Origin of the sequence: Streptomyces sp. NBC_00075 (assembly GCF_045041225.1) — a bacterium.
Classification (GTDB): domain Bacteria; phylum Actinomycetota; class Actinomycetes; order Streptomycetales; family Streptomycetaceae; genus Streptomyces; species Streptomyces adonidis.
The window spans coordinates 2,731,132-2,743,652 of sequence record NZ_CP108243.1; the positions used below are offsets into that span (position 1 = coordinate 2,731,132).

At 69.7% G+C, this 12,521-nt stretch carries 11 protein-coding genes and 1 pseudogene; 3 read left to right on the forward strand and 9 right to left on the reverse strand.

Annotation, left to right across the window (positions count from 1 at the left end; genetic code table 11):
• Positions 1 to 5: 5 nt before the first annotated feature.
• From OG787_RS11470 to OG787_RS11500, 7 genes are all read right to left on the reverse strand, one after another.
• Entirely contained in the window at positions 6 to 467 is a 462-nt protein-coding gene (locus tag OG787_RS11470; protein ID WP_369033173.1) for a hypothetical protein, read from the reverse strand.
• A 200-nt stretch (positions 468 to 667) separates the two neighbouring features.
• A complete protein-coding gene (locus tag OG787_RS11475; protein ID WP_369033174.1) occupies positions 668 to 2,086 on the reverse strand; it encodes an NAD(P)/FAD-dependent oxidoreductase in 1,419 nt (472 codons plus the stop codon).
• A gap of 29 nt (positions 2,087 to 2,115) precedes the next feature.
• On the reverse strand, positions 2,116 to 2,928 hold the full coding sequence (locus tag OG787_RS11480) for an ABC transporter permease (protein ID WP_369033175.1): 813 nt from the start codon (positions 2,926 to 2,928) through the stop codon (positions 2,116 to 2,118).
• A complete protein-coding gene (locus OG787_RS11485; RefSeq protein ID WP_369033176.1) occupies positions 2,929 to 3,855 on the reverse strand; it encodes an ABC transporter permease in 927 nt (308 codons plus the stop codon).
• Positions 3,855 to 5,012, reverse strand: a complete 1,158-nt coding sequence (locus OG787_RS11490; protein WP_369033177.1) for an ABC transporter ATP-binding protein — start codon at positions 5,010 to 5,012, stop codon at positions 3,855 to 3,857. The genes OG787_RS11485 and OG787_RS11490 overlap by 1 nt, the downstream gene beginning before the upstream one ends.
• A 52-nt stretch (positions 5,013 to 5,064) precedes the next feature.
• Complete coding sequence (locus OG787_RS11495) at positions 5,065 to 6,312, reverse strand: spermidine/putrescine ABC transporter substrate-binding protein (protein ID WP_405535090.1); 1,248 nt, start codon at positions 6,310 to 6,312, stop codon at positions 5,065 to 5,067.
• 56 nt (positions 6,313 to 6,368) lie between these two features.
• A complete protein-coding gene (locus OG787_RS11500) occupies positions 6,369 to 7,892 on the reverse strand; it encodes a gamma-aminobutyraldehyde dehydrogenase (protein WP_405535091.1) in 1,524 nt (507 codons plus the stop codon).
• A gap of 207 nt (positions 7,893 to 8,099) precedes the next feature.
• On the opposite strand from OG787_RS11500, the gene OG787_RS11505 reads away from it, so the two are divergent.
• Complete coding sequence (locus tag OG787_RS11505) at positions 8,100 to 8,684, forward strand: NADAR family protein (RefSeq protein ID WP_369033180.1); 585 nt, start codon at positions 8,100 to 8,102, stop codon at positions 8,682 to 8,684.
• A 129-nt stretch (positions 8,685 to 8,813) separates the two neighbouring features.
• On the opposite strand, the gene OG787_RS11510 is transcribed toward OG787_RS11505, so the two are convergent.
• Positions 8,814 to 9,779 (reverse strand): DUF4190 domain-containing protein, encoded by a 966-nt coding sequence (locus OG787_RS11510; RefSeq protein ID WP_369033181.1) that lies wholly within the window; start codon positions 9,777 to 9,779, stop codon positions 8,814 to 8,816.
• 158 nt (positions 9,780 to 9,937) lie between these two features.
• On the opposite strand from OG787_RS11510, the pseudogene OG787_RS11515 reads away from it, so the two are divergent.
• Positions 9,938 to 11,102: pseudogene (locus OG787_RS11515) on the forward strand (adenosine deaminase).
• 36 nt (positions 11,103 to 11,138) lie between these two features.
• On the forward strand, positions 11,139 to 11,822 hold the full coding sequence (locus OG787_RS11520) for a glycerophosphodiester phosphodiesterase (protein ID WP_405535092.1): 684 nt from the start codon (positions 11,139 to 11,141) through the stop codon (positions 11,820 to 11,822).
• Positions 11,823 to 11,838: 16 nt separating this feature from the next.
• On the opposite strand, the gene OG787_RS11525 is transcribed toward OG787_RS11520, so the two are convergent.
• Positions 11,839 to 12,498 carry an NADPH-dependent F420 reductase gene (locus OG787_RS11525; protein WP_405535093.1) on the reverse strand — a complete coding sequence of 220 codons (660 nt, stop codon included), beginning with the start codon at positions 12,496 to 12,498 and terminating at the stop codon, positions 11,839 to 11,841.
• Between the last annotated feature and the right edge of the window lie 23 nt (positions 12,499 to 12,521).

Here is a 12,521-nt window from a genome sequence, read left to right on the forward strand (position 1 = left end):
CGGCATCACCTGTCTCCGTTGTCTCCGTCCGTCGCCAGACCCGCCGCCGCCTCGTGCATGGCCAGTTCGAGGAGTGCCGGGTCGGTGAGGGTGCCCGAGCCGTCCGGCGGGATCAGCCAACGGACGCCTCCGGTCGCGCGGTTGGGGTACGGCACGACGATCCACGTGCCGTTTCCCGCCGTACGCACCCCCGTACCCAGCCAGCGGGCCGCGGTGCCCGGCGGTACGAAGAACCCCATCCGGGAGTCGCCGAAGTCGACGAGTACCGGGCCGAGTTGGTCGATGACGCGGGTGAGGACGTCGAGGGTGGGGTAACCGAGTTCGCCCGGCAGGATCAGCACGTCCCAGGCCTTGCCGGCGGGCAGCAGCGCGATCCCCAGGGGATTGCGCTCCCACTCCCACCGACAGGCCTCGGGATCCGGAGCCACGGACGCCAGCCACTCGACCGCCGTTTTCGCCCCTGTCATGAGGGGTCCTCCCTTTCTCTGTGAACGCTGGTCGCGTCACGAGGGAGAGAGAGGTTTCCCGCAAGCATTACGCGGGTTCCGCTACTTATTGGTAGTGAACCAGGTCGCGATCATGAGCTGGGCGCACGCCGGCGCGCCCCAAAGGGGCGTGGGGAACTGCGCGACAAGCCCCCACCGCCCCGCAGCCGACGAACGACCCACTAGCTGTCGAATCCCAACCCGAACCGATCCATCGCCCGAAGCCACAGATTCCGCCGCCCCCCATGCGCATCCGCCCGCGCCAACGACCACTTGGTCAAGGCAATCCCCGTCCACGCGAACGGCTCCGGCGGAAACGGCAACGGCTTCTTGCGGACCATCTCCAGCGCCGTGCGCTCCGTCCGCTCCCCCGCCAGCAGATCCAGCATCACGTCCGCCCCGAACCGCGTCGCCCCGACACCGAGCCCGGTGAACCCCGCCGCATACGCCACGCGCCCCCCGTGCGCGGTGCCGAAGAACGCCGAGAAGCGCGAGCAGGTGTCGATCGCGCCGCCCCACGCGTGGGTGAAGCGGACGCCCTCCAGCTGCGGGAAGCAGGTGAAGAAGTGGTCGGCGAGCTTGGCGTAGGTCTCCGGGCGGTCGTCGTACTCGGCGCGCACCCGGCCGCCGTACGGATAGATCGCGTCGTAACCGCCCCACAGGACGCGGTTGTCGGCGCTCAGCCGGAAGTAGTGGAACTGGTTGGCGCTGTCCCCGAGGCCCTGCCGCCCCCGCCAGCCGACCGAGGCGAGCTGCTCCTCACTCAGGGGTTCGGTCATCAGCGCGTAGTCGTAGACGGGGACGGTGTACGCCCGGACGCGCTTCACCAGGCTCGGGAAGATGTTCGTCCCGAGCGCGATCCGGCGGGCGCGGACCGACCCGTAGGGGGTGCGTACGGCCATTCCCGCGCCGTACGGCCGTAGCGTGAGCGCCGGCGTGTGCTCGTACACGCGGACGCCCAGGCGCAGGCAGGCCCGCTTCAGCCCCCAGGCCAGTTTCGCCGGGTTGAGCATCGCGACGCCCGTGCGGTCGTGCAGGCCGGCCAAGAAGGTGGGGGACGCGACCTGGTCCCGTACCGCCTCCGCGTCCAGGAACTCGGTGCCGGTCGCGAGGCCCTTGGACGTCAACTCCTCGTGCCAGGCGCGGAGTTCGGCCGCCTGGTGGGGTTCGGTGGCGACGTCGATCTCGCCGGTGCGTTCGAAGTCGCAGTCCAGGGAGTGCCGGGCCACCGCCTTCTCGATCTCGTCGAGGTTCTGCGCGCCCAGTTCCTGGAGGCGGTGGATCTCGTCCGGCCAGCGGGCGAGGCCGTTGGCCAGGCCGTGGGTGAGGGAGGCGGCACAGAAGCCGCCGTTGCGGCCGGAGGCGGCCCAGCCCACCTCACGGCCCTCGACGAGCACGACGTCCCGCTGCGGATCGCGCTCCTTGGCGATCAGCGCGGTCCACAGCCCGCTGTAGCCGCCGCCCACCACGAGCAGATCGCAGCTCTCGCCGCCGGTGAGGGCGGGCTCGGGGTGCGGCTTGCCGGGGTCGTCCAGCCAGTACGCGACCGGCTGGGCGTCGGAAAGAGACTTGGTCCACATACTCATGGCGCTCGGGGCCATGATTTCAACTCCCCACGGGGTTTTTCTGATTACGCCTTTTGCTTGTTACGGCGATTACTGACGACCATTCCACTCAGCACCAGCAGCACGGCGACCAGGAACATGGCCGTACCGATGACATTGATCTGCACGGGCGTTCCGCGCTGCGCCGAGCCCCAGACGAACATGGGGAAGGTGACGGTCGAGCCCGCGTTGAAATTGGTGATGATGAAATCGTCGAAGGAGAGCGCGAAGGCGAGCAGCGCGCCCGCGGCGATTCCGGGGGCCGCGATGGGCAGGGTCACGCGTACGAAGGTCTGCACCGGGCCCGCGTAGAGGTCCCGGGCGGCCTCCTCAAGGCGCGGGTCCATCGACATCACACGTGCCTTCACGGCGACGACGACGAAGCTGAGGCAGAACATGATGTGGGCGATCAGGATCGTCCAGAAGCCCAGCTGCGCACCCAGGTTGAGGAACAGGGTGAGCAGCGAGGCCGCCATGACGACCTCGGGCATCGCCATGGGGAGGAAGATCAGGGAGTTGACGGAGCCCCGCGCGCGGAAGCGGTACCGCACCAGCGCGAAGGCGATCATCGTGCCGAGGACGGTCGCCCCGACGGTCGCCCAGAAGGCGATGCGGAGGCTGAGCGAGAGCGAGCCGCACATGTCGGCGACCCCGCACGGATCACGCCAGGCGTCCGTCGAGAACTGCTGCCACTCGTAGTTGAAGCGGCCCTTCGGCTTGTTGAAGGAGAACACCGTGACGACGATGTTCGGCAACAGAAGATAACCGAGGGTGATCAGTCCCGCGATGACGACGAAATGGCTCTTGAGCCAGCGCCCGATCGAGTTCACGAAGGCCATTTAAACCAGGTCCTCCGTCCCGGACTTGCGGATGTAGAGGGTGACCATGATGAGGATCGCCGCCATGAGGATGAAGGAGAGCGCGGCGGCCGTCGGATAGTCGAGGATGCGCAGGAACTGCGTCTGGATGACGTTTCCGATCATGCGGGTGTCCGTCGAGCCGAGCAGATCGGCGTTGACGTAGTCGCCGCTCGCCGGGATGAAGGTGAGCAGCGTGCCGGAGACGACGCCGGGCATCGACAGCGGGAAGGTGACCTTGCGGAAGGTCGTGAAGGGCCTGGCGTAGAGGTCGCCTGCCGCTTCGTGCAGCCGTCCGTCGATGCGTTCGAGCGAGGTGTAGAGCGGCAGGATCATGAACGGCAGGAAGTTGTACGTCAGACCGCAGACCACCGCGAGCGGCGTGGCCAGCACCCGGTCCCCGGCCGTGATGCCGAGCCAGCTGGTGACGTCCAGGACGTGCAGCGAGTTGAGGACGCCGACGACCGGGCCGCCGTCCGCGAGGATCGTCTTCCAGGCGAGCGTACGGATCAGGAAGCTGGTGAAGAACGGCGCGATGACCAGGATCATGATCAGGTTGCGCCAGCGGCCGGCACGGAACGCGATCAGATACGCGAGCGGATACCCCAGCACCAGGCACAGGATCGTCGCGGCGCCCGCGTACAGCACCGAGCGCAGGAACTGCGGCCAGTAGTCGGCCACCGCGTCCCAGTAGGTCGCGAAGTGCCAGGTGACCTTGTAGCCCTCCTCCAGGGAGCCCGTCTGCACGGACGTGGAGGCCTGGTAGACCATCGGCAGCGCGAAGAACACGAACAGCCAGAGAATGCCGGGCAGGAGCAGCCAGTACGGCGTCCAGCGGCCCCTCTTTCGCGGGGGCTTCTTGACCGGTGCGGGCGCCAGGGGCGGCGCTTCGGGGGTCGCGGTGGCCATCAGGCGGCCGCCTCTTCGTCGACCGTGCCCACACCCGCGTCTATGTCCTGATCCGCGTCCAGGCCGAAGGTGTGGGCCGGGTTCCAGTGCAGGACGACGTCCGCGCCGGGGGCGAGCCTGGCGTCGCGGTCGATGTTCTGGACGTACACCTCGAACTCGGGACAGACGGGGCTGTCGATGACGTACTGCGTGGAGACGCCGATGAAACTCGTGTCGGCGATCTTGCCGGTGATGCGGTTGCGGCCGGCCGGGATGTCGCCGGCGTCGTCCGCGTGCGTGAGGGAGATCTTCTCGGGGCGGACCCCGACCAGCACCTTGCCGCCGGTCCTGGTCGGCGCGGAGCAGCGGGCCTCGGGGAGCAGGAGCTTGCCGCCGCCCGCCTTGAGGACGATCTCGTCGCCGCTCTTGGCGTCCACCTCGGCCTCGATGAGGTTGGAGGTGCCGAGGAAGTTCGCGACGAAGGTCGTCTGCGGGTTCTCGTAGAGGTCGGCGGGCGAGCCGAGCTGCTCCACGCGTCCCGCGTTCATCACGGCGACCGTGTCGGCCATCGTCATGGCCTCCTCCTGGTCGTGCGTGACATGGACGAACGTGATGCCGACCTCGGTCTGGATGCGCTTCAGCTCCAGTTGCATCTGACGGCGCAGCTTGAGGTCGAGGGCACCGAGCGGCTCGTCGAGGAGCAGCACCTTGGGGGTGTTGATCAGCGCACGGGCCACGGCGACGCGCTGCTGCTGGCCGCCGGAGAGCTGGTGCGGCTTCTTGCGCGCCTGCTCGCCCAGCTGGACGAGTTCCAGCATGTCCTCGACCTGCTTCTTCACCGACTTGATGCCGCGCCGGCGCAGCCCGAAGGCGACGTTCTCGAAGATGTCGAGGTGCGGGAAGAGGGCGTACGACTGGAAGACGGTGTTCACCGGCCGCTTGTACGGCGGCAGGTGGGTGACCTCCTGCTCGCCGAGGTAGACGGTCCCGGAGGAAGGTTCCTCCAGCCCGGCGATCATCCGCAGGGTGGTCGTCTTGCCGCAGCCGGAGGCGCCGAGCAGGGCGAAGAAGGAGCCCTGCGGGACGGTGAGGTCGAGGGGGTGTACGGCGGTGAAGGAGCCGTAGTTCTTGCTGATCCCGGAGAGACGGACGTCGCCGCCGTGTTCTGTGCTGGTCATGGTGTGGTCCTTGGGGAGTCGGAGGGGTTTCGCACCGCTGGGGCAGGCGTGGCTACGCCCCTGTCAACTTCGCGAACTTCTCCTCGTACGCCGTCTCTTCCTTCTGGCTCAAGGACCTGAACGCGTGGGACTTCGCGGCCATCGCCGCGTCGGGGATGATCAGCGGGTTGTCCGCCGCCGACTCGTCGATCTTCGCGAGGTAGGGCTTCACTCCGTCGACGGGACACACGTAGTTGATGTAGGCGGCCAGTTCGGCGGCGGGTTCGGGCTCGTAGTAGTAGTCCATGAGCCGCTCGGCGTTCGTCTTGTGGCGCGCCTTGTTGGGGATCAGCATGTTGTCGCTGGACGTGATGTAGCCGCTGTCCGGGATGATGAAGTCGATGTCCGGGCTGTCCGCCTTGAGCTGGACGACGTCCCCCGCCCAGGCGATACAGGCCGCGAAGTCGCCCGAGGTCAGGTCGGCCGTGTAGTCGTTGCCGGAGAAGCGGCGGATCTGGCCCTTGTCGACGGCCTTCTGGAGGCGGGCGATCGCCGCGTCGTAGTCGTCGTCGGTGAACTTCGCCGGGTCCTTGCCCATGTCGAGCAGGGTCATGCCGATGCTGTCGCGCATCTCGGAGAGGAACCCGACGCGCCCCTTGAGCTTGGGGTTGTCGAGCATGTCGGAGACCGACTTCACCTCGACGCCGTCGAGCGCCTTCCTGTTGAAGGCGATGACGGTCGAGATGCCCTGCCAGGGGTACGAGTAGGCGCGGCCCGGGTCCCAGTCGGGGCTGCGGAACTGCTCCGCCAGGTTCGCGAACGCGTGCGGAAGGTTCGCCGCGTCCAGCTTCTGGACCCAGCCGAGCCGGATCAGCCGGCCGGCCAGCCAGTCGGTGAGGACGATGATGTCGCGGCCGGTGTCCTGGCCCGCCGCGAGCTGCGGCTTGATCTTGCCGAAGAACTCGACGTTGTCGTTGATGTCCTCGGTGTACTTGACCTTGATGCCGGTCCGTTCGGTGAACGCGTCGAGCGTGGGGTGGTGCTTCTCGCTCTCGTCGACGTCCATGTACTCGGTCCAGTTGGAGAAGTTGACGGTCTTCTCCTTGGCCGAGTGGTCGTCCGCGGAGACGCCTCCGGCGGTCTTGCCAGCCGCGGGGATGCCGCAGCCGGTCAGCGCGCCGAGGCCGCCGGCCACGAGGGCGCCGCCCGCGGAGGCGCGCAGCAGGGACCGGCGGGTCAGGGCGGCCCTGCCGTTCCGGAAGCTGCGCCGCATGGCGGCCACCTGGGCCGGGGAAAGGCGGTCGGGCTCGTACTGCTCCATGCGCTGGTGCCCTTTCGGGAGGGTGTGCGGCCGCTGGTCGGTCGGCCTGTGTCCGGTCAGCGGTCCCCGAAGATCGTGCGGTGCCAGTCCTTTCGGGCAACCGCAGTGTTGTCGAACATGACGTGCTTGATCTGCGTGTACTCCTCGAACGAGTACGAGGACATGTCCTTGCCGTAGCCGGACGCCTTGTACCCGCCGTGGGGCATCTCGCTGATGATCGGAATGTGGTCGTTGACCCACACACAGCCCGCCTTGATCTCGCGGGTGGCGCGGTTCGCCCGGTAGACATCGCGGCTCCAGGCGGAGGCGGCGAGACCGTAGGGCGTGTCGTTGGCGAGCCGGATGCCTTCGTCGTCGCTGTCGAAGGGGAGTACGACGAGAACGGGCCCGAAGATCTCGGACTGGACGATCTCGCTGTCCTGGGCGGCGTCGGCGACCAGGGTGGGCAGGTAGTAGGCGCCGTTCTTCAGCTCCCCCTGGGGAGCCTCGCCGCCGGTCACCACGCGCGCGTAGGCACGCGCCCGCTCGACGAAACCGGCGACCCGGTCGCGCTGCGCGTGTGAGATGAGCGGCCCGAGGTCGGTGCCCGAGGCGAACGGATCACCCAGCCGGACACCCTCCATAAGGGCAGCTGTTTTCGCGACGAACTCCTCGTACAGCGGCCGTTGCACGTACGCGCGCGTGGCGGCCGTGCAGTCCTGCCCGGTGTTGATGAGTGCGCCCGCGACGGCCCCGTTGACGGCCGCTTCGAGATCGGCGTCGTCGAAGACGACGAAGGGTGCCTTGCCGCCCAGCTCCAGGTGGAGCCGCTTGACGGTGGCGGTGGCGACCTCGGCGACACGTTTGCCGACGGCGGTGGACCCGGTGAAGGACGTCATGGCGACATCGGGATGCCCGACGAGATGCTCCCCTGCCTCCTTGCCGGTCCCGGTGACGACGTTGATCACCCCGTCCGGAATCCCGGCCGCGGTGGCCGCCTCGGCGAAGAGGAGCGAGGTCAGCGGGGTCAGCTCGGCGGGCTTGAGCACGATCGTGTTGCCGGCCGCGACCGCCGGGAGGATCTTCCAGGCGGCCATCTGGAGGGGGTAGTTCCAGGGCGCGATGGAGCCGACGACACCGATGGGTTCCCGGCGGACGTACGAGGTGTGGTCACCGGAGTACTCCCCGGCCGACTGCCCCTGGAGGTGCCGCGCGGCGCCGGCGAAGAACGCGGTGTTGTCGATCGTCCCCGGTACGTCGAACTCGCGGGTCAGCTTGAGCGGCTTGCCGCACTGGAGGGACTCGGCGCGGGCGAATTCCTCGGCGCGCTCGGCGAGGACGGCGGCGAAGCGGTGCAGCGCGTCGGAACGCTCGCCCGGGGTGGCACCGGCCCAGCCCGGGAAGGCGGCACGCGCGGCGGCGACGGCGGCGTCCACGTCGTCAGGACCGGCCAGCTCGTACGTGTAGACCTCCTCGCCGGTGGCGGGGTCGACGACCGCGAACGTACGGCCGGAGGTGCCGTGGGTCAGCCGGCCCGCGATGTACTGCGCGCCGGCCGCGAGCCGCTCCTGCGCCGGGAAGCGATGGCCCGGATTGTGCATGTCGCTCTCCTCCGTCGCCCTCCCCGATTTGCGGGGGTCAACGTAGCTCCAGGTCGATTTGAGTGCCGATCCTGACAGAGTAAGTGGACTCCAACAAGGGATTCCGTTGTTGCCTTTTGGTTACGCGACGGAATCTGTCGACCAGGTGTCGAGCCGAACGGGAAAAGGCAGGACGCGTTGTCAGTGGTGGCTGCCAGACTCACGTGCATGGGGAGAATCACGCAGAACAAGGGGATGTCGGGGCAGATCGATTCGTTGGAGGCCCTGACCAGGGAAGTCCGTGCGGGGGCCCGGGTCAAGTATCTGCACTTCTGGGGGCACCGGCCACGCCAGGACGGCCGCGTGGGAGCGAACTGTCTCAGCCAGTGGTGGCCGGCCGCGTTCTCGGTCGCCGGGGTGGAGTACGCGACGGCGGAGCACTGGATGATGGCCGCCAAGGCCCGCCTGTTCGAGGACCCGGAGGCGGAGCAGCGGGCGATCACGGCACCGAACCCGGCGCTCGCGAAGAAGGCCGGCCGTCTCGTACGCGGCTTCGACGAGGCCGTGTGGGAGCGCGAACGGTTCAGCATCGTGGTCGAGGGCAGCGTCCACAAGTTCGCCGCACACCCCGAACTACGGGAGTTCCTCCTGGCCACGGGCGACCGCGTCCTGGTGGAGGCAAGCCCCGTGGACCGCGTATGGGGCATCGGCCTCGCAGCGGACGACGAGGCGGCACAGGATCCGGAGCGGTGGAGAGGCCTGAACCTGCTGGGGTTCGCGCTGATGGGGGCACGGGAGCGTTTGCGGGCCTGAGGGGGGTCAGCAGATCCACGCCGGTGCGTCAGCCGCGCCCCTCAGGGGCGCGGGGAACTGCGCGACCAGCCACGACGAACCCGCAGACAGCGACAACCCAAGCCACGCAGACGCAGCCCTGATCGCCGGCTACACGCGCTGGGACAGGGACGTCGAGTAACCGTCGTCAAACGTGCTCGCGTCACTGTCGTCGCCGAAGGCGATGACGACGACGCCGAACGCCACAGCGATGACGATGCCAACCGCCCCGCAGATGATCCCGGCCAGCGCCTGCCCCCCATTGGTCGCCTCACCCCGCCGAACCTTCCCACGCCCGATCACACCGAAGATCACCGCAAGGATCCCCAGGATGATCGCCAGCGGCCACAGACAGAAGATGACGGCCGAGACGATCCCGACCACAAGCGAGGCCGTCCCCATGCCATTGCTCGGCTGGGGCGCCATGGGAGCCCAGCCGTAGCCGGGGCCACCGCCGTAGGCCGGAGGGGGCGGGGCATACACGGGACCGCCACCGCCGTACCCGGGCTGCTGCGGGTAGCCGTACACCGGCCCGGCCGGGTAGGAGTGCGGGGCCTGTCCGGGCCCGTCGGGGGCTATGGGCGGCGGAGGCACCGGCGCGGCGGGCTGCGCGTAGGAGCCGTGCGGGGCAGGGGGCGCGAAGGGGTTGTCCTGCGGGGTGCCCGCCACGTGACCGCCGGACGGGGCGAACGGGTTGGCCCAGGGCTGGGGCGCGGGCGGGGCGGCCGGGGCCGGCTGGGGAGCCGGCGGAGGCGAGGCGGACGCCGGCGTCGCGGGGACCGTCGGGTGGCCGTGACCAGAGGGGGCCGGCGGCGTCGTACCGCCGTCGTCCCAGAACAACGTGGCCCCGGAGCCCGCGGCGTCCTCGGCGGGCGGTGCCCAGGGATCGAACTCGGGCCCGGAGTCCGCGGTGCCGCCGGAAGCCGACCCGGCCGGCGGCTTGTCCAGCGGGACCCGGGCAGGCGTACCGCTCGCGGGACTCTCGCTGACGGTCTCACCGGTCGCCGCACCCTCGGAACTCGCCCCCTCCGAAGGGACGTTCTCCGGTGGATGCGGCGGCTGCGCGGCGTCGGACATGCGTGGGGTCCCCTCGTTCGTGCGTTCCCGTCATGCTACGGCCCGGGATCACAGGGCGACGGGGGACCTCGGCATCCCCTCCCGCCACTCCCCCGCCCGCCAGTCGCCGCGCCCGCGCCCGCTCCCACCCCGGGACGAAATCCTGTGGGCGTCTCCCCATGGACCCGGCCTACGATGATCCCCGAGTCATCGATCAGCCGATCACCCGCGTCCCGCCGACCGTCGCATGTCCGGGGCGCCGTTCCCGGGGAGGAACCCTTGACCGACAACCACCAGCGTGCCGCGGCGGACGTCCAGGACCCGCACGCCTTCATCGCCGGGCTGCCCAAGGCCGAACTGCACGTCCATCACGTCGGCTCCGCCTCCCCGCGGATCGTGTCGGAGCTGGCCGCGCGCCATCCCGACTCCAAGGTCCCCACCGACCTCGAAGCCCTGGCCGACTACTTCACGTTCACGGACTTCGCCCACTTCATCCAGGTGTACCTGTCCGTCGTGGACCTCATCCGGACCCCGGAGGACGTACGGCTGCTGACCTACGAGGTGGCCCGCGACCTGGCCCGGCAGCAGGTCCGGTACGCCGAGCTGACCATCACCCCGTTCTCCTCGACCCGGCGCGGCATCGACGAGCGTGCCTTCATGGACGCGATCGAGGACGCCCGGAAGTCGGCCGAGGCCGAGTTCGGGACCGTACTGCGCTGGTGCTTCGACATCCCGGGCGAGGCCGGGCTCGAAGCGGCCGAGGAGACCGTGCGGCTCGCCACCGTCGATCGGCTGCGCCCGGAGGGGCTGGTCTCGTTCGGGCTCGGCGGGCCCGAGATCGGCGTACCGAGGCCGCAGTTCAAGCCGTACTTCGACCGGGCGATCGCCGCCGGACTGCGCTCGGTGCCGCACGCGGGCGAGACCACCGGGCCGGAGACCGTCTGGGACGCGCTGAACCATCTGCGCGCAGAACGAATCGGGCACGGTACGAGTTCCGCGCAGGACGCCGAACTGCTCGCGCACCTCGCCGAGCAGCGCATCGCCCTGGAGGTCTGCCCGACCTCCAACATCGCCACGCGCGCGGTCCGTACGCTCGACGAGCACCCGATCAAGGAGTTCGTGCGGGCCGGCGTCCTCGTGACGATCAACTCCGACGACCCGCCGATGTTCGGCACCGACCTCAACAACGAGTACGCGGTCGCCGGGCGGTTGCTCGACCTCGACGAGTGGGGTCTCGCGGACCTCGCCAAGAACGCCGTCGAGGCCTCCTTCCTCGACCCGGCGGGCAAGGCCGCGCTGGCCGCCGAGATCGACACGTACACGTCGGCGTGGCTCGCCCCCTGAGCAACACCAAAGGCCCCGTCCCAGCACAATGGACCCATGCAGAACGTGACCGCCGTGGCCCATCGGGGCGACCCCTACCGCTTCCGTGAGAACACCGTCGACTCGCTGCGTTCCGCGCTCGACCAGGGCGCGGACGCCGTCGAGTTCGACGTACGGCTCACCCGTGACGGCGTGCCCGTGCTGCTGCACGACGCGACACTCAAGCGGCTGTGGGAGCAGGACCGGCCGCTGGCCGCGCTGTCGGCGGCCGAGGTGCGCGGGCTGACGGAGGGCGGGGTGCCGACGCTCGCGGAGGCGCTGGCCGTGACCGAGGGCAGCCGGGTGATGATCGATCTGCCGGGGGCGCCCGATGTGCGGGCGGTACGGCGGGTGGTGGACGTGGTCCGGGAGTGCGCAGCCGGCGAACGTGCGTACTACACCGGCGACGCCCCGGCGATGCTCGCCGTCCGCGCGGCCGACCCGTCCGCCGAGATCGCCCTGACCTGGAAGACCCTCGCACCGCCGCGCCCGGCCCTGCTGACCGCGGTGCGCCCGCGCTGGCTCAACTACCGCTTCGCCCTTGTCGACCGGAGCCTCACGGCGCGGGTGCACCGGGACGGCTGTCTGCTGTCGGTGTGGACACCGGACACCCGTCGTTCCATGCGGCGACTGCTCGACGTGGGCGTCGACTCGATCACCACGAACCGCATCGCCGCGTTGTGCGCGCTGCGCAAGGGGTGACGGAGCCTCCGACGTGTCAGGGGCGCCCGCCCGCGAACTCCCGTGGCGGCGCGATCGCCTGAGCGTCGGCCCCCTCCCCCACCCACAGCCCGATCAGCAGCGCCGCCGTCGCCTCCAGCAGGGCCGCCCGGTCCAGACTTCCGGCGTTCAACGGCTCGCAGCCCAGGTCGCGGACGAGTTGTCGTACGACGGACAGCGCGTGTTCGTCGTCGCCGCACAGGGGGACGGCGAGCGGGCGGCCGTCGAAGACCGGCGGGGTCAGACGCCAGACGTCCTCGTGGCAGAGGTTGAAGGCCTTGACCACATGGGCGGCGGGGGCGGCGGACGCCATGCGCCGGGCGGCTGAGGGGCCGCCCGCCGTCAGCAGGGCGAAGCCGGGACCCACCGGGTTGGTGCAGTCGATCAACACCCGCCCGCGCAGCGGGACTTCGAGCGCGGCGACCGTCTCCGCCGCCACCGGGTAGGGCAGCGCGAGGAGTACGGCGTCGGTACCGTGTTCCGCCGCCTCCCGCAGGCCCCCGCTGCCGACGGCTCCGATGCGGTGCGCCAGGTCCGCCGCGCGTCCGGCGTTCCGGCCGCCGACGAAGACCTGGTGACCGGCCCGCGCCCACTGAACGCCCAGGGCGTCCGCCATTCCCCCCGTACCGAGGATTCCCACTCGCCTTCTCGTTCTCATGTTGCTGACGGTAGAAGGCCGTT

What these genes read in the sequence shown, in the direction of transcription:
- OG787_RS11485 (WP_369033176.1), bottom strand. Translation starts at nt 3,855, where the DNA reads ATGGCCACCGCGACCCCCGAAGCGCCGCCCCTGGCGCCCGCACCGGTC.
- OG787_RS11505 (WP_369033180.1), top strand. Translation starts at nt 8,100, where the DNA reads ATGGGGAGAATCACGCAGAACAAGGGGATGTCGGGGCAGATCGATTCG.
- OG787_RS11475 (WP_369033174.1), bottom strand. Translation starts at nt 2,086, where the DNA reads ATGGCCCCGAGCGCCATGAGTATGTGGACCAAGTCTCTTTCCGACGCC.
- OG787_RS11520 (WP_405535092.1), top strand. Translation starts at nt 11,139, where the DNA reads ATGCAGAACGTGACCGCCGTGGCCCATCGGGGCGACCCCTACCGCTTC.
- OG787_RS11510 (WP_369033181.1), bottom strand. Translation starts at nt 9,779, where the DNA reads ATGTCCGACGCCGCGCAGCCGCCGCATCCACCGGAGAACGTCCCTTCG.
- OG787_RS11525 (WP_405535093.1), bottom strand. Translation starts at nt 12,498, where the DNA reads ATGAGAACGAGAAGGCGAGTGGGAATCCTCGGTACGGGGGGAATGGCG.
- OG787_RS11495 (WP_405535090.1), bottom strand. Translation starts at nt 6,312, where the DNA reads ATGGAGCAGTACGAGCCCGACCGCCTTTCCCCGGCCCAGGTGGCCGCC.
- OG787_RS11500 (WP_405535091.1), bottom strand. Translation starts at nt 7,892, where the DNA reads ATGCACAATCCGGGCCATCGCTTCCCGGCGCAGGAGCGGCTCGCGGCC.
- OG787_RS11480 (WP_369033175.1), bottom strand. Translation starts at nt 2,928, where the DNA reads ATGGCCTTCGTGAACTCGATCGGGCGCTGGCTCAAGAGCCATTTCGTC.
- OG787_RS11490 (WP_369033177.1), bottom strand. Translation starts at nt 5,012, where the DNA reads ATGACCAGCACAGAACACGGCGGCGACGTCCGTCTCTCCGGGATCAGC.
- OG787_RS11470 (WP_369033173.1), bottom strand. Translation starts at nt 467, where the DNA reads ATGACAGGGGCGAAAACGGCGGTCGAGTGGCTGGCGTCCGTGGCTCCG.